14 protein-coding genes are annotated in these 20,152 nt (G+C 34.0%); 8 read left to right on the forward strand and 6 right to left on the reverse strand.

Features of this window, described 5'->3' with window-relative positions:
- The first annotated feature begins 16 nt into the window (after positions 1–16).
- Positions 17–2,668, forward strand: a complete 2,652-nt coding sequence (locus tag C1X07_RS11660) for a TonB-dependent siderophore receptor (RefSeq protein ID WP_103070196.1) — start codon at positions 17–19, stop codon at positions 2,666–2,668.
- Between the two features lie 625 nt (positions 2,669–3,293).
- Here C1X07_RS11660 and bglX read toward each other — a convergent pair.
- The 6 genes from bglX to C1X07_RS11690 all read right to left on the reverse strand — a co-directional run bounded on the left by bglX (position 3,294) and on the right by C1X07_RS11690 (position 14,587).
- Complete coding sequence (gene bglX, locus C1X07_RS11665) at positions 3,294–5,600, reverse strand: beta-glucosidase BglX (protein ID WP_103070197.1); 2,307 nt, start codon at positions 5,598–5,600, stop codon at positions 3,294–3,296.
- A gap of 147 nt (positions 5,601–5,747) precedes the next feature.
- Complete coding sequence (locus C1X07_RS11670) at positions 5,748–7,358, reverse strand: beta-N-acetylhexosaminidase (protein ID WP_241507245.1); 1,611 nt, start codon at positions 7,356–7,358, stop codon at positions 5,748–5,750.
- A 145-nt stretch (positions 7,359–7,503) separates the two neighbouring features.
- Entirely contained in the window at positions 7,504–9,186 is a 1,683-nt protein-coding gene (locus C1X07_RS11675; protein ID WP_103070199.1) for a RagB/SusD family nutrient uptake outer membrane protein, read from the reverse strand.
- 4 nt (positions 9,187–9,190) lie between these two features.
- Positions 9,191–12,673 carry a SusC/RagA family TonB-linked outer membrane protein gene (locus C1X07_RS11680; protein WP_241507246.1) on the reverse strand — a complete coding sequence of 1,161 codons (3,483 nt, stop codon included), beginning with the start codon at positions 12,671–12,673 and terminating at the stop codon, positions 9,191–9,193.
- A 96-nt stretch (positions 12,674–12,769) separates the two neighbouring features.
- On the reverse strand, positions 12,770–13,909 hold the full coding sequence (locus tag C1X07_RS11685) for a FecR family protein (RefSeq protein ID WP_103070200.1): 1,140 nt from the start codon (positions 13,907–13,909) through the stop codon (positions 12,770–12,772).
- A gap of 120 nt (positions 13,910–14,029) precedes the next feature.
- Positions 14,030–14,587 (reverse strand): RNA polymerase sigma-70 factor, encoded by a 558-nt coding sequence (locus C1X07_RS11690; RefSeq protein ID WP_103070201.1) that lies wholly within the window; start codon positions 14,585–14,587, stop codon positions 14,030–14,032.
- Positions 14,588–14,987: 400 nt separating this feature from the next.
- On the opposite strand from C1X07_RS11690, the gene msrB reads away from it, so the two are divergent.
- The 7 genes from msrB to C1X07_RS11730 all read left to right on the forward strand — a co-directional run bounded on the left by msrB (position 14,988) and on the right by C1X07_RS11730 (position 20,152).
- A complete protein-coding gene (msrB, locus tag C1X07_RS11695; RefSeq protein ID WP_103070202.1) occupies positions 14,988–15,455 on the forward strand; it encodes a peptide-methionine (R)-S-oxide reductase MsrB in 468 nt (155 codons plus the stop codon).
- Positions 15,445–15,996: a peptide-methionine (S)-S-oxide reductase MsrA gene (gene msrA / locus C1X07_RS11700; protein WP_103070203.1), complete on the forward strand. Its 552-nt coding sequence runs from the start codon at positions 15,445–15,447 to the stop codon at positions 15,994–15,996. Before msrB ends, msrA begins: the two co-directional genes overlap by 11 nt.
- A gap of 123 nt (positions 15,997–16,119) precedes the next feature.
- Entirely contained in the window at positions 16,120–16,596 is a 477-nt protein-coding gene (locus C1X07_RS11705) for a peroxiredoxin family protein (RefSeq protein WP_103070204.1), read from the forward strand.
- Positions 16,596–17,129, forward strand: a complete 534-nt coding sequence (locus C1X07_RS25290) for an N-acetyltransferase (protein WP_241507247.1) — start codon at positions 16,596–16,598, stop codon at positions 17,127–17,129. The genes C1X07_RS11705 and C1X07_RS25290 overlap by 1 nt, the downstream gene beginning before the upstream one ends.
- 17 nt (positions 17,130–17,146) lie before the next feature.
- Entirely contained in the window at positions 17,147–18,022 is an 876-nt protein-coding gene (locus C1X07_RS11720; RefSeq protein ID WP_103070205.1) for a transglutaminase family protein, read from the forward strand.
- Positions 18,023–18,120: 98 nt separating this feature from the next.
- Positions 18,121–19,683: a protein adenylyltransferase SelO gene (locus tag C1X07_RS11725; protein ID WP_103070206.1), complete on the forward strand. Its 1,563-nt coding sequence runs from the start codon at positions 18,121–18,123 to the stop codon at positions 19,681–19,683.
- 25 nt (positions 19,684–19,708) lie between these two features.
- Entirely contained in the window at positions 19,709–20,152 is a 444-nt protein-coding gene (locus C1X07_RS11730) for a hypothetical protein (protein ID WP_103070207.1), read from the forward strand.

Consider the following 20,152-nt stretch of genomic DNA (forward strand, 5'->3'; position numbering starts at 1 on the left):
AACATTAAACAAAAATATGAAAAATTGTATAGCAAAAACATGTCTATCACATTCCTTAAAACTAACAGTACTCATCCTAATACTACTAAACTTTAAAATATCCTTTTCTCAAACCTCTATACTGGATAAAGAAATTTCTATTACGTTTAAACAAGAGAGTTTGGAAACTGCATTAAGCAAAATAGAAACAATAGCAGGCTATTCTATTTCATATGCACCAGATGCCATAAAAGGAAACATTAGTATTAGCAAAGTATATTCTAATACATCTCTACGAGAAATTTTAAATGAAATTTTGGTAGAATATAAAATTTACTACCGAGCTGTGGGCAATACCATTTTAATACAAACTAATGCCAAAAAAGGTGAGGTTTCAGGACAAATCATGACTAGTGATGGTAACCCAGCTCCTTTTGTTTCGGTAATGCTTCAAAATACTAGCTTTGGAGAATCCACAGACAAAAACGGTTTTTTTAGTTTTTATGCCCCCGAAGGTGAGTACTTTATTGTTACAAGTGCCATAGGATTAAAAAGACAAATACAACCCGCAACCATTGTTTCTGATACCAATACTCAAATCAACTTTGTCTTAGGTGAATCTACAGAAGCGCTACAGGAAGTAATTGTAAATGGCAAAAACAGCCCTTATGTTGCTCCCAGAAAACCTTCCAAAACCTTACGCTTACAAACAGAAAGAACAAAACTTCCGCAAAATATTCAGATTATTAGTAAAGGACTCCTAAATAGTCAGAACCTTATTAATATGAGAGATGATGTAATACGTAATGTTAGTGGTGTCGTTGTGGGTAGTGCCTGGCTTCATGATGTATCATTATATATGAGAGGTTTTCAATTACCTGCATTCAGAAACGGAATGTATACAGAAATGACTTATGGTCCTTTGCCTGCGGATATGGCAGAAATTGAAACCATAGAATTTGTAAAAGGTCCTTCGAGTTTTATGCTTTCTAGTGGAGAACCAGGTGGGTTTTATAATATAGTAACCAAAAAACCGACCCCGTACAAACGCAATGAAATAGCAGTTACCATAGGCAGTTTTAATAGTTATAGAGCCGCATTAAGCTCTGGTGGTGCTCTTACAAAGGATAAAAAACTGCAATATCATCTTACAGGCTTTTATAATTATAATGAGTCTCATAAAAAGTATGACGAACGTGAAGTTTTAGGGATTATACCTTCACTTAAATACGAGTTTAGCAATAAGACGTCTATTTTGACCGAGCTTACCTATAAACGAGCCAAAATGAGAACGGGTATAGAAAATGTAATACTCCCCAGAAATATCAATGGAAATCTGGAAATACTTCCGAGAGATTTTACAATTATGGAAGAAAATTGGCCAAAATCCGAAATAAAGGAAGTGAGCTTGTTTACCAAGTTTACTCATAAGTTCAGTAAAAACTGGTCTGTAGATACGCAATATATGTATATGAAATACGGCTTGGATGGGTATTATACTTATGTAAAAGACGGAGTACAGGACAATGGAGATATGTTCAGAACCTTAAGTACATGGGATGGACTAACGACAAATCAATTAGGGCAGGTTTATTTTAACGGTAAATTTAAAACCGGATTTATTACCCATAAAATTATGGGAGGAATGGATTATAGACATACAAAATCTTACAATGATTTTGGAAGGCGCTTTAGACCTAATATAGATAAAAATGCACCTTTTAATATTTATAATCCGGTATATGGAAATGCTATTATACCCGAATTTGAACATTGGTCTGATAACGAATTAAAACTTTATGCACCCGTGGTAGGAGCCAAAAATATCTCCTTCTACTTGCAAGATGAAATGTGGATGCTAAATGACAAATTGCGACTAACCATTGCAGGAAGACATACCAATATAGATGTTGAAGCCTATGGAAGTATTGCAACAGAAAGAAAATATACCCCACGAATAGGAGTTAGTTATGATATCTTACCTAATCTAACGCTATATGGATTGTTTGATCAGTCATTTACACCAAATTTTGGAAGAAATGTTGAGAATACCCCTTTTGATCCTGTAAATGCAAAAGATATAGAAGCAGGAATAAAAAGTTCCTGGATCGATGGAAGGTTAAGAATGAGTGTAACAGCCTATCAAATAACAAAAGAAAATGTGCTGGTTCCACATCCGGATGGTGCACTTGCTAGTCAGGGAATAAATGTACAAGTAGGTGAAGTTCAATCCAAAGGTGTTGAGTTTGATGCAAAAGGACAAATAACTCCTGAGCTTAATGTTATTTTAAATTATGCGTTTACAGAACCAAAAGTAACAGAGGATACTAATATTAACAGATTAGGGCAACCTTTAGAGGGGCACGCCAAACACTTAACAAACGCTTGGCTTAACTATAATTTTAAAGAATCATCTGCTTTAAAAGGTTTTGGAGCTTCTATTGGGTATCGATATGCTCAGGATAACATTCAATGGGATGCAAAAGACAATGTTCCTTTTCTCCTACCCGATTACTTTAGACTCGATGGAGCGCTAAACTGGCAAAATGACAAGTTTAATGTTTCGCTAAACGTATATAATATATTAGACGAGTATTTATTATACACCGGAGGAGGATATTATAACACTTATTTTTCGAGTTCAGAACCAGGAATAAATGGTCGCTTAACAGTAAGATATAAGTTTTAAAATATACTTATATAGTATTCCTAAAGAGACTGTCTGCAAAAGCGGTCTCTTTTTTTTAAAGTTATTTATTTACTTTGATCCTTATCTACAATTGAAAGATTGTTTTCAATATCGGTTCGAATTGATAAAAAGGAGCTTTGAAGTGATCTCAAGGTAGTTGGAGCTGATCGGATCAAGGTTCGAATCACCTACTTAGATAGTTGGAGCTGATAAAATCACGCTTCGAGTTGATCCCGAGGTGATTCGAACCACCTACATAGGTGGTTCGAGTTGATAAATTATCAAAACGAAGCGTGAACCTATCAAAAATATTCGATAAACTATCAACTTGAAGCGTTACTTTTTCAAAAACAATCGTCAAATTATCAGCGCGAAACGATAAACTATCAGCTCGAAGCGGCAATCTATCAGCTCGAACCACCTCGAGATCAAAAAGAATCCTCATAATATGAGGGTCACCCCCTATCAGGAGGGGTATAGGTATACTTTTAAGGGGTAAAAAGATATCTGGAATATTAGTAAAATCTACTCTAAAACAACATTATTTCATTAAGCGTGTAACTTAAAATATTGAGGAGGTTTCGACTTTTTTAGCTCTAAAACTTATCTTCAAATAACCTTTCTACTATCGATTGGATTTGAGTAAAGAAAAATCAGCTTCTAATACTGTACTAGAACTCCCTCCTATAAATACTTTAAAATCTCCGGGTTCAGCTTCCCATATCTCATTTGCTGAATAAAACTGTACTGTATTAACATCTATAATAAATGATACTTCTTTAGTCTCACCGGGTTTTAATGAGATTATATCAAATCCTTTCAATTCTTTAACAGGTCTTGTAATACTACCTACCAAATCTCTTATATACATTTGTGCAACTTCTTTCCCTTCATATTTTCCTGTATTTGAAATTGTAAAGGAAATGTTTATAGCACCATCAGAAGTGAAAGAATCGCTACTTAGTTTTAAATCTCCATACTCAAAAGTAGTATAACTTAATCCAAAACCAAACTCATACAATGGCTCATTACTTACATCCTGATAGTGCGAATAGAAAACACTTTTGGGTTGCTCTAATGGAGGTCTTCCTGTATTTTTAGAATTGTAATAGATTGGGACTTGCCCAACATTTTTTGGAAATGTCATCGGTAATTTACCACTAGGATTATAATCACCATACAATACTTGTGCTATTGCATTTCCACTTTGAGTCCCCAATTGCCATGCTTCTACGATAGAAGGAATATGATCATTTGCCCAATTAATTGCCAAAGGACGACCGTTCATCAAGACCAAAACTATGTTTTTATTTACTTTATAAACAGCCTCTAAAAGCTCTTGTTGTAGCCCCGGAAGTTTGAGATTACTTCTACTTCTGGCTTCACCTGACTGAAACCCATGTTCTCCCAGAACCATAATAACGACATCTTTATTTTTTGCTGCATCTACCGCCTGCTCAATTCCCGATCGATTTGTTGTATTCAACTGTACTTCAGTTGTAAAACTTGGGGTACCTGTTACTAATTCTGGACCGGATACATAGGTAATTTTATTATCTGGATATGCTTTGAGCCCTTCTATTACAGAAATAGCCGTACTATCTTCAGCGGCAATTCTCCAACTCCCTAATGGGCTTGTTTTATCATCTGCCAAATCTCCTATAACAGCAATATCTAACCCTTGTTTTTTTAGAGGTAATAATTGGCTTTCATTTTTTAGCAATACAATCGATTTTTTTGCAATATCCAAAGAGGCTTCGTGTAGCTTCTTGTTTCCTATAACTTCCTTTTCTCTTGCCAAATCACAGTACTTATATGGGTCTTCAAACAAACCTAATTCAAATTTCACTTTCAAAATTCTTCTTACTGCATCGTCTATATCAGATTCTTTTACTTTACCTTCTTCTACTAAACTTTTCAAAGAATTGATAAAAATATAAGCTTCCATATCCATATCTGAACCTGCATTAACAGCAATTTCTGCCGCATGTTTATCATCTTTGGCATAGCCATGAGTAACCATTTCTCCAACAGAATCCCAATCAGAAACGATAAAACCATCAAAACCCCAATCTCCTTTTAGTATTTGGCGTTGCAAAAAGACGTTGCCGGTTGCAGGTATACCATTTAATTCATTAAATGAATTCATAAACGTTCTTACGCCCGCTTCTGTAGCTGCCATAAATGGAGGAAAAACAGTATTATGTAAAGTAGTAATACTAACATCTACGGTATTATAATCTCTTCCTGCTTCGGCAAAGCCATATCCTGCAAAATGCTTTGCACAAGCAGCAATGGTATGGTGCGCTGATAAATCTTCTCCTTGAAATCCTTCTACCCTAGCTTTGGCAATCAAACTTGCTAGATAAGGATCTTCTCCGGCACCTTCCATAACTCTTCCCCAACGAGCATCTCTCGAAATATCTACCATGGGTGCAAATGTCCAGTTAATTCCTGCTGCAGAAGCTTCAATTGCTGCATTTTGTGCAGATTTTTTAATCGCTTCTAGATCCCAACTTGCAGATTCTGCCAAAGGGATAGGCGTTAACGTTTTATAACCATGTATCACATCAAAACCTATTATTAAAGGAATCCCCAGCCTTGTTTTTTCTACTGCTATTTTTTGTACGGCTTTAACATTTTCTACTCCTCTTACATTTAACATAGAGCCTACCAATCCCTGTTCTAATTGCTTGTATTTAATTTTTGCGGTTCCTTCCTCTGGACTTGGACCTGTTACATTCCAAAAACCATTATATTGATTCATCTGCCCAATTTTTTCTTCTAAGGTCATTATCTTTAACAAAGAATCCACCTTGGTATCAATAGAAGATTTTGCAGATAGCGTAGATTTTACCTCTGGAGAATCGCAACCGACAGTACTTAGTATTACTGCTGCTACCAATGCTATGAATGTTTTCTTATACCTCATTTTTCTTATTATTAAAGTTCTGATACGACCTGCCTCTATTGGAGGTTATATAAAATCAATTTTTAAACTAACATTAACGTATTGTTATTGATGCATCTAAAAGAATAATTACGCCCATGACCTCTAATTCTTAATCTATTTACGTACTCACTTCCAATCAATTAGCTTAGAAGCGTAATAATCTATCCCTAACTCTTTAAATATCAAGCTATGATATCCTAATCGTGTTTTATAGTCTTCCCAGTTTCTTATATCTGATTTGGACCAACCAATTTCTGAATATCCCAGTAATCTTGGAAAAACCAAAAACTCCATTTCATCCATATTGCTAACCGTTTCTGTCCAAAGTGGGCATTCTATCCCCAAAATATTATCCTTTCCTATTTCAGGAACATAGGTTTCTGGTTGCCAATTATAAGCTTTATCCACTTCGATATATCCTGCCCAATTTAATCCTAACTGAGGATTAGTTATAGAGTCATATTTCATGTCCAAATATGCTCTTTTGGCTGGCGACATAATTAGTTTGGCTCCATGCTCCAGAGCTTCTTTTGCCTCTTCTTTTCGGGTCCAAAACTGAACAATAGTAGTAGGTTTTATCTCGGCTGAGACTACTTCATTCCAACCTATCATTATTTTCTTATGATCACTAACTATATCCTGAACCTTATTGATAAACAATATATAGTCTTCTTTTTTGGTGGCATTAGGTTCATCACCTCCAATATGAATATAAGGACCAGGTGTAATACTGGCTATTTCAGAAATTACATCATTCATGAATTGGTAAGTAATCTCTTTTTCAATACAAAAAGAACTAAACCCTACCTTTGTCCCTGTGTATAACTCGGGCGCTTTATCATCACAGTTTAACTCGGGATAAGAAGCCAAAGCTGCATTGGTATGTCCGGGTACATCAATCTCTGGTATTATGGTTATATATCTTTCACTGGCATACCTTACCAAATCTTTATATTGCTCCTGGGTATAATACCCTCCTTTTTCACCACCAACTTCGGTACTTCCTCCAATCTCAGTAAGTTTGGGCCATTTTTTGATTTCTATTCTCCATCCTTGATCATCTGTTAAATGAAGATGCATAACATTCATTTTATAGCGTGCCAACCAATCAATATATTGCTTCACCTCTTCTACCGTAAAAAAATGACGAGATACATCCAACATACTTCCTCTATAACTATAATTAGGTTGGTCATTAATTATACCTGACGCTAATTCCCATATGATGTTTTGCGGTTCTGTTCTTTCTATTTCTGGAGGGAATAATTGTCTAATTGTTTGGATACCTCTAAAGATACCTTCGGATTTGTGGGCTAGTAAAACAACTTTGTCATCTGTTATCGTTAATGTATACCCTTCATTACCCAATTCGCTCAATTTTTCAGAAACAATAAAATTGATATCTCCTTTTGATTCTTCTTCTTTTTGTACAACATTAAAATCAAAACCTGTTGCTGGTCTTAAAATTTGGGCAAAATACTCTGCTACCCTTTTTAACTCATTGGAGTTAGAGTTAATGGCAATTTGTGTTTCATTATATATTCTAAAAGAGCTTCCGAATGCTTCAACTTTGGCAGGTTTTGGAATAAAGCTTTCTTTTAATAAGTCTTTTGGCGTTGGTGCTGGTGTTGGTTTTTGGCATGATGCTAAAACAAAACACATGGAAAAAAAAGTTAATACAAGATGATGAATATTCTTCATAAGGCTTTGTATTTTGTTGTTATTACTATGTTGCATTCCCTAGTTTTTTGATGTTATTTTAGACATATGAGGCTTATGTCTTTACGTATTTATATATAAGATAGATTATAGTTTTTTAGGAAAACAGTATTTTAAAATACTGTTTTCTCAAAAAAACTAATTAAAATAGGTACTATGAAACTTAAAAACCTGGATTTTGAGTAAGTGTACCTCCACTTAAATCTATAGCCGTGATTGGAATTGGTAATAAATCATGTTTAGAATCATACGGGCTAGGATCGTCTGAAAAAGAAGTGATTACTCTAGCTTCATTTTCAAAATATGCATTCATCACTTGTACTCCATTTCCCCACCTTCTCAAGTCAAATAATCTGTGCCCTTCCATGCTCAATTCAAGACGACGTTCATGACGAACCGCTTTTCTGGCAAAATCTTGACTAGGAAAGGAAACATAGGGTTCTATTTCATAATTTGCAGCATTGCCTGTACCATCTCCATTTTGCACAAATGTCATATTCTTTGCTCTATTTCTTACCTGGTTTACATACTCTAAGGCCAAACTTAGGTTATTCAATTCTACTGCCGCTTCTGCTGCCATTAATAGAACATCAGCATACCTTATTATGTGGTAGTTAATTCCTGATTGCTGCTGTCCCCATCCACCGGTACCAACATTTGCGTCCTCTCCATGATAATAAACATTCTTCTTGGGTAAATATGGTCCTGAGATGTCTGAGAAGTTGGCTCTAATCCAGTCTTTACCTACCATTTCTCCATAATTATTATAATCAATACCTCTTCTTCCAACAGTATAATCCAATCTAGGATCTAATGGATCTGTATGTGGTGTAAAAGCTTCGTCACTTGAAATACCATAATCATTTGTAACATCAGTTTGATTAAATGTGTCTAATAGTGGTAAACCACTACCATCGGTTTGAAACGAATTTACCAAGTCTTGAGAAGGTTGATAGAATCCACAGCAAAATCCAAAGGCGTTGGGAAAATTTAACATCCCTCCCTGATTTCCATTTGGAGAAGATGCCGCATCTGCAGTAAATTGAATTGCGAAAAGCGACTCCTCGCTATTATCTCCCGCAAAACGAAAATTATCTGCAAATTCTGAGAGTAATGCAAACTTCCCACTACTTATTACATCATTAAATAAAGTAGAAGCTTCACTCCATTCTGATTGATACAGATGTACTTTGGCTTTGTAGGCTTTAGCTGTTAATTGTATAGGTCTTCCTACTTCTTCCTGATTAGCAGGTAAGTTATCTATGGCAAACTGAAAATCCAACTCGATCTGATCCCATATAGGTCCCGTGTTAGGCTGATTAAATTCTCCATTATTAAAATTCTCTACAGAGATAAATGGTACATTTCCAAATGCTCTTTGAAGCTCAAAATTAAAATGTGCTCTTAAAAATCTGGCTTCAGCTTCTTGTTGTGTAAAATCTCCTTCTGTAACCTTACCTATAACAGACAAAACATTATTGGCTCTGTTAACTCCAGAAAAAAGCCCTGTCCATTTGCCCAAAAGGTATGGATTACCAGTAGACCAATTAAAGGTCTCGAGAGCATACAAATCGGCTTGATCCCCATCTGTACTTCCTTTATGCGCATCATCAGAAATTGTGTCCATCCACCAATTATCTCCACTTGAAGTCCATTCATCAGAAAAAGCATTCTCTCGAATACCATCAAGAGCTGAATAAGCCCCAACTAGTAACAGATTTATTCCTGCCTCATTTTGTAAAGCCTCATCACTTAGTGCACCTACTTCAACTGTTTCTGTAAAAGCGTCATTACATGACAATACTACGATCAACAGCGCTATAACTATATATATTGTTTTTTTCATTGTTCTAAAATTTAATGTTTAACCCCATAGAAAATAATCTCGAGAGAGGAAACGTCTGAAAGTCCACACCCAAAGTTAAATTCCCTCCATTAGTATCTTCTTGTGTATCATCAAAGCCTCTTAATTCTGGATCTAATCCATTATAATCTGTAATGGTAAATAGATTTGTCCCTTGTAGATAAATTCTTAACGATCCGATACCGACTTTATCCAAAATACTTTCTGGCAAAGTATATCCTAGTTGCAAGTTTTTCAACCTCAAATAAGAACCATCTTCTATAAAATAAGAGTTAGGTGCTGTTTCATTATTTACAATGTTAGATCTTAGTGCGGGAATATTAGAATTAGGGTTTGTTACAGGGTCAAAGGCATTTAGAACTCTAGTACTTTGGTTGGCGTTAAAAAATGTTGGGAAATCTGTAAATATTCTTTCGTAGTTATAGATATCATTTCCTTGAGAACCCTGAAAGAAAACTGATACGTCAAATGATTTATAAGAAGCATTTAAATTTATTCCATATGTAAAATCCGGATGAGGCGAACCGATAAAAGTACGATCCTCATCATCGATTACATTATCTCCATTAAGATCTCTATACCTTAATCTTCCTACCCCCTCTGCGTTATTAGAAAACCCTTGATCAGCTGCTGAAGCTACTTCGCTCTCAGAAGCAAAGACCCCATCTACAACACGTCCATAAAACTCAGATATCGAGCGACCAATCTGCGATCGTGTTATCGCTCCTCCTCTAAATGAGCCAAGACCTACCTGAAATGGAGCAATTAAATCAACTATCTCATTTTTATAGGTAGATAAATTAGCGCTAATACCGTACGCAAAACCAGATTCTGTCTGATTGTTATAAGCTATAGTAAAATCTACACCTTTATTTGTTACTGATCCCACATTTACAAATGGTGGACTTGCATCTGGTCCCGTAGTAGGTATAGCAGTCTCATCCAAAGTAATTAAATCTTCTGTTTCAATATTAAAATACTCGACTCCAATAGATAATGCATTCTCAAATAACCCTAAATCCAGCCCTACATTTGTTGATTTACTAGTTTCCCATTTTAAGTCAGGATTCCCCACAGAGCTCAATAAAGCTCCTATTAATACTGAACTACCGTTAATGGCGTAGTTAGCAAAATTAGAATCAAAAACAGAAATGTTTGAAGTAGGGTTCGCAACGGATAATGTTTGATTTCCGATCTCACCATAAGAAGCGCTAAGTTTCAAATAATTTACCCAATTATTTTCTGGAAAAAAATCCTCGTTACTAACTACCCAACCTGCACTCAAAGAAGGAAAAATATCACTTTGATTATCATCTTTAAAACGAGATGATTTATCATTACGTACTGTTAGTGTTGCTAAATACTTACTTTTATATGAATAATTAGCTGTACCAAATACAGAAAACAAAGAAGAAGTGTTACCCAAAGCCGAATCGACCTGAGGAGAACCAGCTCCATTGAATAACGTGTAGAAATCTGGTGTTTCAAATAAATAATCAGTATTCGATACTACTTTTAATCTAATACTTTCTTCAACCGCTTCAACTCCCACAAGTGCATTAATTGAATGATCACCTATAATTTTGTTATAGCTTAATGTATTTGTCCATGTCCAAGAATATCCATTTTCATCTCTTTCTCTCAACAGATTTACACTTCTTGGTTCTGCCGACTCTGGATCTAGAGCAAAAAATTGTCTGGTATCTACTTGTTCAATGCTTCCGCTTAATATTGATTTAAATTTTAGTCCTTCTGCTACATCCACAATACCATAGATATCTCCAAAAACCCTAAGTCTCTTTACATAATTGTCCTTGGCTCGTTCTAGGGTTGCGACAGGATTGGGAGTATTACTCAACCCAGTAGAGTTACTGTTTGGTCCGACATATAATCCATTATTATCAAATACCGGAAGTAACGGACTTACCTGCATAGCTCTATTTACTGTTTCTCCAGCGGCAGATAATCCTGCTTGCCTTGAGAATGATGTACTTAAATGTTTACCAAATGTCAATTTTCTATTACGTCCCGCTTTAAATTCAGAATTAAGTCGTACAACCCCTCGTTTGAATCCAGTACCTAATAACACTCCTTCTCTATTTAAATAGGCTGCCGACATAAAGTATTTACCTGATTCTCCTCCGTTTTCTACAGAGATTGATAAGTTCTGAGTCTGGGCATTTCGGGTGATTTCTTCAAGCCACTTTGTTCCTCCATTAGGAACTGTAGTGGTTCCATTTCTAATCAATCCAAACAATGTAGAAGGTGTTGTAAATGTTCCTGTTCCATTTGGATCATATTGTGGATGTGTAATACTTGCCCCACTATTTTGTAAACTTCGAAAGATAACATTTTTGTGTTGCTCTATATTCAGTAAATCCGGAAGGTTAGCGACTTCTGAAATACCTGTGTAATAATCAACAGAAACCTTGGCTTTATCCTGATTATACCCTCCACTTTTAGTAGTAACTATCACTACTCCATTGGCCGCTCTAGCACCATAAATTGCAGCAGCTGCATCTTTTAATACATTTAGCTGTTTAATATCAGAAGGGTTTATACTATTAAAAACTCCTGCATCATCAGTTTGTACACCATCAATAATAAATAATGGATCTGTATTATTAACTGTTCCAAAACCTCGAATATTAATCTTTGGTACCTCTCCGGGTCTTCCATTGCTCACTACAGAAACTCCAGAAGCTCTACCTTGCAATAACTCAGCGGCATTTACAACCGGATTTTTTGTAGCTTCTTCAACATCTACAGTAGCTACCGAACCAGTCAAATCACCTCTTGTTTGAGAAATATATCCCACAACGACTACTTCGGCTAACTGGCTTGAATCTTCAACGAGTACAACATCAATTTTTGTTTGCCCAGAAACATTTATTTCTTGTGTAACGAAACCTACATAACTAAATACTAATACTGCATCTTCAGGAACATCAGTTAATACATAATTCCCATCAAAATCTGTTTGAGCGCCCTTGGATGTCCCTTTAACCACTATACTTGCACCTGGCAAAGGACCTTTGGCATCTGAAACTTTACCCTCTATAGAAACTGTCTGGATTTTATTATCCATAGGAAGGATATCCTTTTTTTCTGATTTAACAATAATAGTGTTGTTTGAAAATTCGTATGTAGAATTAATGGGTTTTAAACCCATCTTAAGGAGTTTCTTGGCTTTAATTACTCCTTTTTTTACAGTAACAGTAGGAGCATCAAGAATCGTATTTACGTCATAAATAAATTCATACTTCGTCTGTTTTTTAATCAACTCAAAAATTTCTTCGATACATATAATCCTGTCAGAATTGATTTTAATCCGAGCATTTTGAGAAAACCCTTTGCTAGGACTAAAAGCGAAAGTCGCTGAACAAAATAAAAATAAAAATGCCCTCATAATTACTTTGTATAGCCTCTTGTTATAACAACAAGAAGCGATAGTAAATTTAAATTTCATAAATTCGCATTTGGTTTAGTTAAACATTGTTTTAATTAATTCAAGTTAGAGTGGATTGAGTTACTACTTTCCAGGCATTAGCTCTTTCCACTTTTTTTATTTAACGATGATTTGTTTGTCTTTTATTTCAAATTCTACTTTTTCTGTTTTTTGAATATTTACCAGTAATTCTCTAATGCTACTTTTTCTTTTTAGTACTCCAGAAAAAACTAAATCTTTCTTTTGTTTATCTTGATATATTATCTCAAAATCATACCACCTGGAGAGCACTTTTAGCATCTCATCCAAAGATTGTTTTTCAAAACTAAAAAAGCCATTCTTCCATGCTATCACACTATTAACGTCTACTTTATCGAGATGAATTTTATTATCATTGGTTTTAACATTAGATTGAAAACCTGGTTTTAGTATTTCGTTTGAATTTCCATTCTCAATATTCACTTTACCTTCTATTAAAGTGGTAAGAACACTAATATCTTCCTCATACGACTTCACATTAAACTCTGTACCCAAGACTTGTAGTGTTTGAGACTTGGTAATTACTTTAAAAACAGATCCATCATGGTTAGAACTTGGAGAGACATCGAAATAAGCTTCGCCGTACAAAAGTTCAACTTCTCGGGATTTACTCGAATTAAAGCTTACTGGATATTTTAATTTAGATTCTGAGTTTAGCCATACTTTAGTACCATCAGATAATTGAACATAGAATTGCCCCCCTCTTGGGATAGTTAAATAATTATATATTACTTTTTTTGAGTTGCCCTTGTTCTCATTATTATAAACGAGGTTTTCTCCGTTACTTTTCACCAATGAATTAGTAAAAGGCTTACCTTTTTCAATCTCGACCTGATCTCCATTTTCTAAAGTCAGAATTGCTTTATCAGAACCAGAAACTATCGTTTCCTGAACAACTTCTGGTGTATTCTGAAAATTAGAAAGTGTATCTTTAAACACAAAAGGAAGGGAAATTAAAACTATTATTGCAGCGGCAGCGGCATATTTCCAATACGCAAATTTCTTGATTCTTACCTGATCTCTATCCTGAAGTTTTGAGTTTAAATCAATCCACCCTTTCTCTATATCCACAAAATCAATAGCTTTTGAATAACTTTTTTGAACTTTGTTAAAATAATTGGAATGCTCTATCGATTCATTATACCATTTATCAAATAGTATTCTTTCCTCGTTAGTGAGTGAATTATTAAGTTTTTTTATGATTAGTCTAAACTCCATCTAATATCTAATTGCCTTTTTTCTTAATAGACAATCTTAAATTAAAAATGGGTGACAAAACGTTAAACAATTTTAAATAAAAAACTATTAACTCAATATAATTCGAAAAAAAAGAATGTTTTAATTATATAATTCTAAAAGAATAAGTAACAATATAATAGCTTCTTTAATTTTAGTTTTTGCTCTTTTTAATTGAGTTTTAACTGTATTTATCGAAACCCCTAGTTCTTCTGCAATTTCTTTGTATTTGTAGTTATGTAGAAATTTTAACCTAACCACTTTTTTCATTTTATCTGGTAAAGAATCTACAATTTTTAATATTTGATGGTACACTATTTTTTTATCACCATCTGATGCCGATTCAAATTTGTGCTCTGTGATTAGGTTAATATTGAAATCAAGAATTTCAATATTATCTGTTATTTTAATAGACTTTAAATAATTTAGACATCTATTCTTTACCATTGAATGCACATACCCCATTAGTGAAGATTTAATATTTATACCATTTGCGTTCTCCCATATATAGATAAAAACATCTTGCACTAAATCTTCACTAACCTGTTGATCAAACAGGTAGCCATTGGCATAAATCACCAAATCTGCATAATTTTTATTAAAAAAATTCTTAAAAACTTCTCTATTTCCTTTTTTAATTTCTTCAATTATGAGATTCATTAAATTATTAAGTTATATTCTGTATGTGTAAAATTATGTTAAAGAAACAAATTTTTGTGGAATCTATTTTTTAGATATAAGAAATAACTAACGTATAACCTTTGTCTAAAATTGTAATTACTCCAATACTCTTTATAAAATGGGAGGTTTCAGAAGATTCTACAATCTTAACTTAAATAGTAATTAATCCAAGAACTTATTAATTTGTAGACGTATTATTATTTTATCTTCTAGATAGAATTTATTTTTTGTTAAATTATTAAGAAAAAATAATCCTTATTTTTATGATAAAGCTATAATTGATGAGTAAAATGTATAAGTTTAAAGGAAGAATGAACAGCCGATAAAGTCTTGTTAGGACGTAAATTTGTAATGTAATTGTAAAAGAAAGGATATTGATATGCTAACCTGGAAAAATGTTATTAATTTTAGTGTAAATGGCAACCCAACACCAGATCGTCGTGTTGAAAAAACTGAAGCGGAATGGAGAGAATTATTAACTCCAGAACAATTTAGAATTACCAGAAAAAAAGGAACCGAACGTCCACATTCCGGAGCACTTTGTAGTATCTATGATGCTGGAAAATACAATTGTATATGTTGTGATACACCTTTGTTTGATTCTACAATTAAGTTCAACTCGGGTACTGGATGGCCAAGCTTTACAGAGCCAATTAAAGAGAATGCTATCAAATATGAAAAAGATTCATCTCTTGGCATGGTTCGGGTTGAAGTAATGTGTAATACATGTGACGCCCATTTGGGGCACGTATTTCCCGATGGTCCAGAGCCAAGCGGATTAAGGTATTGTATTAATTCTGAGTCAATGACTCTACAAACAGAAAAGGAGAATACAGATGAAAACTAAAAACTCAGAAACAATAACCGTAGGTGGTGGGTGTTTTTGGTGTATCGAAGCTATATTTAATGAAATAAATGGAGTAGAAAAAGTTACTTCTGGATATACCGGAGGCACCGTACCCGGGATCCCAACCTATAGAGAAGTATGCTCAGGAAAAACAGGTCATGCAGAAGTAATAATGGCTACTTTTAATCCAGATATAATTAGCTACGAAGATTTATTAGTTATATTTATGACGGGCCATAATCCAACAACACTTGACCGTCAGGGAGCAGATGTAGGAAACCAGTATCGTTCTGTAATCTATTATCATAATGAGAAACAAAAGGAAATCGCAACAGAAGTTGTAAAACAATTAGCACCTTATTATGAAGACAAAATTGTAACAGAAATTAGCCCTGCAGAAACTTTTTTTGCTGCCGAAGATTATCATCAGAACTATTACAAAAACAACCAGTCTCAAGGCTATTGTAGTGTTATGATTACGCCAAAATTAGACAAAATCCGTAAAATGCATGCAGACAAACTAAAACCTGTTAGTATGTAGAAACTTTTAAGGTTCCAGACTCAAATACAAAAGAGAGGAGCCAATGGTTCCTCTCTTTTGTATTATTGAAAACCAATTAGGGTTAAGGAAATAGATGACAACAGAATAAAAAGCAATAAAATCATGGAAAAAAAAGTATTTGAAGCCCCAGAATTTCATGTAAAAGATTGGGTTAATGAAGATGGAAACAAAATAGACCCTATAAAGCTATCTGATTTTGAAGGTAAATTTAAGGTTGTGTACTGCTTTCAGAGTTGGTGCCCTGGCTGTCACAGTAAAGGATTGCCTGACCTAAAAAAAATGGTCAATGCATTAGAAGGTAATGACAAAGTTGTTTTTCTCGCTATACAAACTGTTTTTGAAGGACACCATGCCAATACCTATGACAAAATGATAGAAACTCAAAAAAAATATGATTTAAAAATTCCTTTTGCTCACGATGCCGGAGACGATGGAAAATCAAGATCTAATATCATGACCAATTATCAAACTGGTGGTACACCATGGTTCATATTAATAGATCAAAAAAACAATGTAGTTTTTGCAGATTTTCATCTCAACGCAGATGCTGCCATACAAGTTTTAAAAAGTGTAAAATAATGATACGAAATATTCCTGAAATAAAATTATATGGGGAAAAAGGATGTCTGAAAACACACTATTATCAGGTTTTATTAGATGACATCGGGTTGCCATATAAATTTATGGATGTTATAGAAAATGATGATTATGCAGAAGAACTACGTAATCTTTATTCTAATCATAAGCTTAATTTTCCGACTATCACTATAGGGCAAAAAAAACTGCGTAACCCCTACAAAGATGAATTATTAAAATGGATGCATAAACTAATACCGAGTATGTTAGAGATACAACATAATAAAGATCTTAAAAAGTTCACTTTAGATATTAATGGAGAAGAAGCCAAAATAGAATATGTTATAAAAAACGACAAAATGTATTTGGTACACTCCGAAGTACCTCATAATTTAAGAGGAAGAGGTATCGGCAAAGAACTTGTACTAAAGACATTCGAAAAACTCACTGCAGAAGGCTACAAAGCTGTGGCCGTCTGTTCTTACATAAAAGCTGTTAAAAACAGAAGTAATCACTGGAAAAATATAATCGAATAAAAAGAAAGGACATTCGTATGAAAACGTTAGATCATTCTAGTATTAAAGCACTTATTAGTTTGTTAGAAGATCCAAGCGAGATCATTTTTAAGGAAATTAACCAAACCATTATCGCACTTGGAGAAGACGGAATAACTCATTTGCAAACCGCTTTTGATGAAAGCAATAACAACCTTCAAAAAGAACGTATTGCAAAAATATTAGATATTCTAAAATTACAAAATCTAGAAAAAGACCTTGTAGATTGGAAAGATTTTAATAGGACCAATTTGCTAAATGGATTATTACATATTGCAAAATATGGCTATCCTAACCTTCGGGTTGCAGACGTAGATAGGATTATCAATGATATAGCTACTGTTCTAAAAGAACAAATAGAAGGAAAAACAAATCTTGAAATAGCGCATGCACTAAACCAAGTGGTTTTATATGATTTTGGTTTTAATGGGAACATACGGGACTATTCAGGAATCAATAATTCGTTTATTAATAAGGTTGTAGAAAATAAAATTGGTAATCCAATAGGCTTATCTATTATCTACCTTTTGGTTGCAGAGAAATTAAACATTCCTTTAATAGGGATTAATTCTCCAGGTCATTTTATTTTAGGGTTTGTTAGTTCAGACTACAACACTAAAAAAGATACAGACCTTTCTATAATGGATCATATAGATTTTTATATAGATCCTTTTAATAACGGTCGGATTTTAAATGATATTGATTTTAACTCTATGCTAAAAATGGCTAATTATAATCCTAGTGATAAATCAAATCTAGCCGCAACTAAGCTAGATATAATAAAACGTGTGATGAATAACTTAATTTATGCTTTGTTTACCACTGGTGAAAAGAGAACAGCACAAGAACTGTTAGAAATTAATGATATTTTGTAAACCAAAATATTAGTAAAAAATGTAAATGAGATTGTATTACCGTAGTAAGATGTATATCTTACTGATACATAAACTACATATAACATAAAAAAGATATTTTGAAATTAAACATACAAGACATATTTAATAAGGAATTACCTGCGGATCCTATTATAGAAAATACTCGAAGGCAAGTAACAAAGGCCTGTTTTTCTTATGTTAACCCAAAACAAACCCTTAATCCAAGTATTGTGCATACCTCATCAGAAATGATGGACGCATTGGGATTAACAGAAGAAGATACTGAGTCTTCTTCTTTTTTAAAGGTTTTTACCGGAAATAAAGTAATGCAAGACACAAAACCATATGCAATGTGCTACGGAGGGCATCAATTTGGGAACTGGGCAGGGCAATTAGGTGATGGTCGGGCTATAAATCTTTTTGAAGTAACTCATAATAATAAGAACTGGGCTTTACAGCTTAAAGGTGCTGGAGAAACACCTTACTCTCGTACAGCAGACGGTCTTGCAGTATTGCGATCCTCGATAAGAGAATATTTATGTAGTGAAGCGATGTATCATCTGGGTGTTCCTACAACTAGAGCACTATCATTGGGGCTTTCTGGAGATCAGGTTTTAAGAGATGTACTCTATGATGGAAATCCTGGTTACGAAAAAGGAGCCATTGTTTGTAGGGTAGCTGAGTCATTTTTGCGCTTTGGCAACTATCAGATATTTGCTGCAAGACAAGATACAGAGACCTTAAAAACTTTGGTTGATTACACTATTAAACACCATTTCAGCCATCTAGGAGAAGCTTCTAAAGAGATTTATTTGCAGTTTTTCAAAGAAGTTTTTGACAAAACTCTCGAAATGCTCATCCAATGGCAGCGTGTTGGTTTTGTCCATGGGGTAATGAACACTGATAATATGTCAATTTTGGGATTAACGATAGACTATGGCCCTTATGGCTGGCTAGAAGGTTATGATCATAATTGGACGCCCAATACAACCGATAACCAGTTTAAACGCTATCGGTATGGACAACAATTAGATATCGGACTGTGGAATTTGTATCAATTGGCAAATGCGTTATACCCTTTGATTGGAGAAGCAGAAGGACTAGAAGCTATCTTAACAACTTATACTACAAAAGCGCAAGAAGCATACATAAACATGATGCGTGATAAATTAGGGTTGTTTATACAACGAGATGAAGATGTAGCATTAATTTTTGATTTAGAAGAAATATTACAGCTTACAGAAACAGACATGACTATTTTCTTCAGAAACTTAAGCAATTTCTATCCAGAAAACTCTTCTGATGGAATACATGTTATCGAAGATGCTTTTTATGTCTATGATGAAGTTTCAAACGCTATTAAGAGTCGTTGGGAGAATTGGTTCAAAAACTATGAAGAACGATTGAAAAAAGAGCAAGTAGCCTTTGAAGAACGAAAAGAAAAAATGAATCTCACAAATCCCAAATACGTATTGCGTAATTATATGGCACAATTAGCCATAGATAATGCAAACAAAGGAGATTATGAATTAATAGATCAGTTATTTAAACTACTTAAAAACCCATATGATGAACAACCCGAAAATCAAAAATGGTTTGTAAAACGACCAGAATGGGCCCGTCATAAAGTAGGTTGTTCAATGCTTTCTTGTAGCTCGTAAAAACATTAACTAATAAAAAAACAAGATGGATAAAAACAAATTAAAACAAGCATTAATTGAATTAGAAAAGCATCATATTACTGAAGCAGAAGTCAAATATGAAGAGTTTTTAACGGGTAATTTACTTCAAAAAAATGATGTTGTAGATGATGATGATCAATCTCATCATAGACAAAGTATTGAAATTTCTGACCAATTAGAAGAACAAGCACATGTGCATGCAGAACACTTGGAGACGATTAACAAGATATCATTTGAGTCAACAGATGTCGTGAAACCAGGAGCCGTGGTAAATGTAAATGGTCGTTGTATGATTGTTGCTGTGTCTAAATCACATTTTAATATAGATGGTAGAGATTTTATCGGTATTTCTGTCCAAGCACCTATTTATCAATCTTTAAAAGGCAAAAAAGCAGGAGATACGTTTACATTTAACGGGAATACGTTTACAATCGAAGCTGTGAATTAA

Source organism: Aquimarina sediminis (assembly GCF_002895435.1).
GTDB classification, from domain to species: domain Bacteria; phylum Bacteroidota; class Bacteroidia; order Flavobacteriales; family Flavobacteriaceae; genus Aquimarina; species Aquimarina sediminis.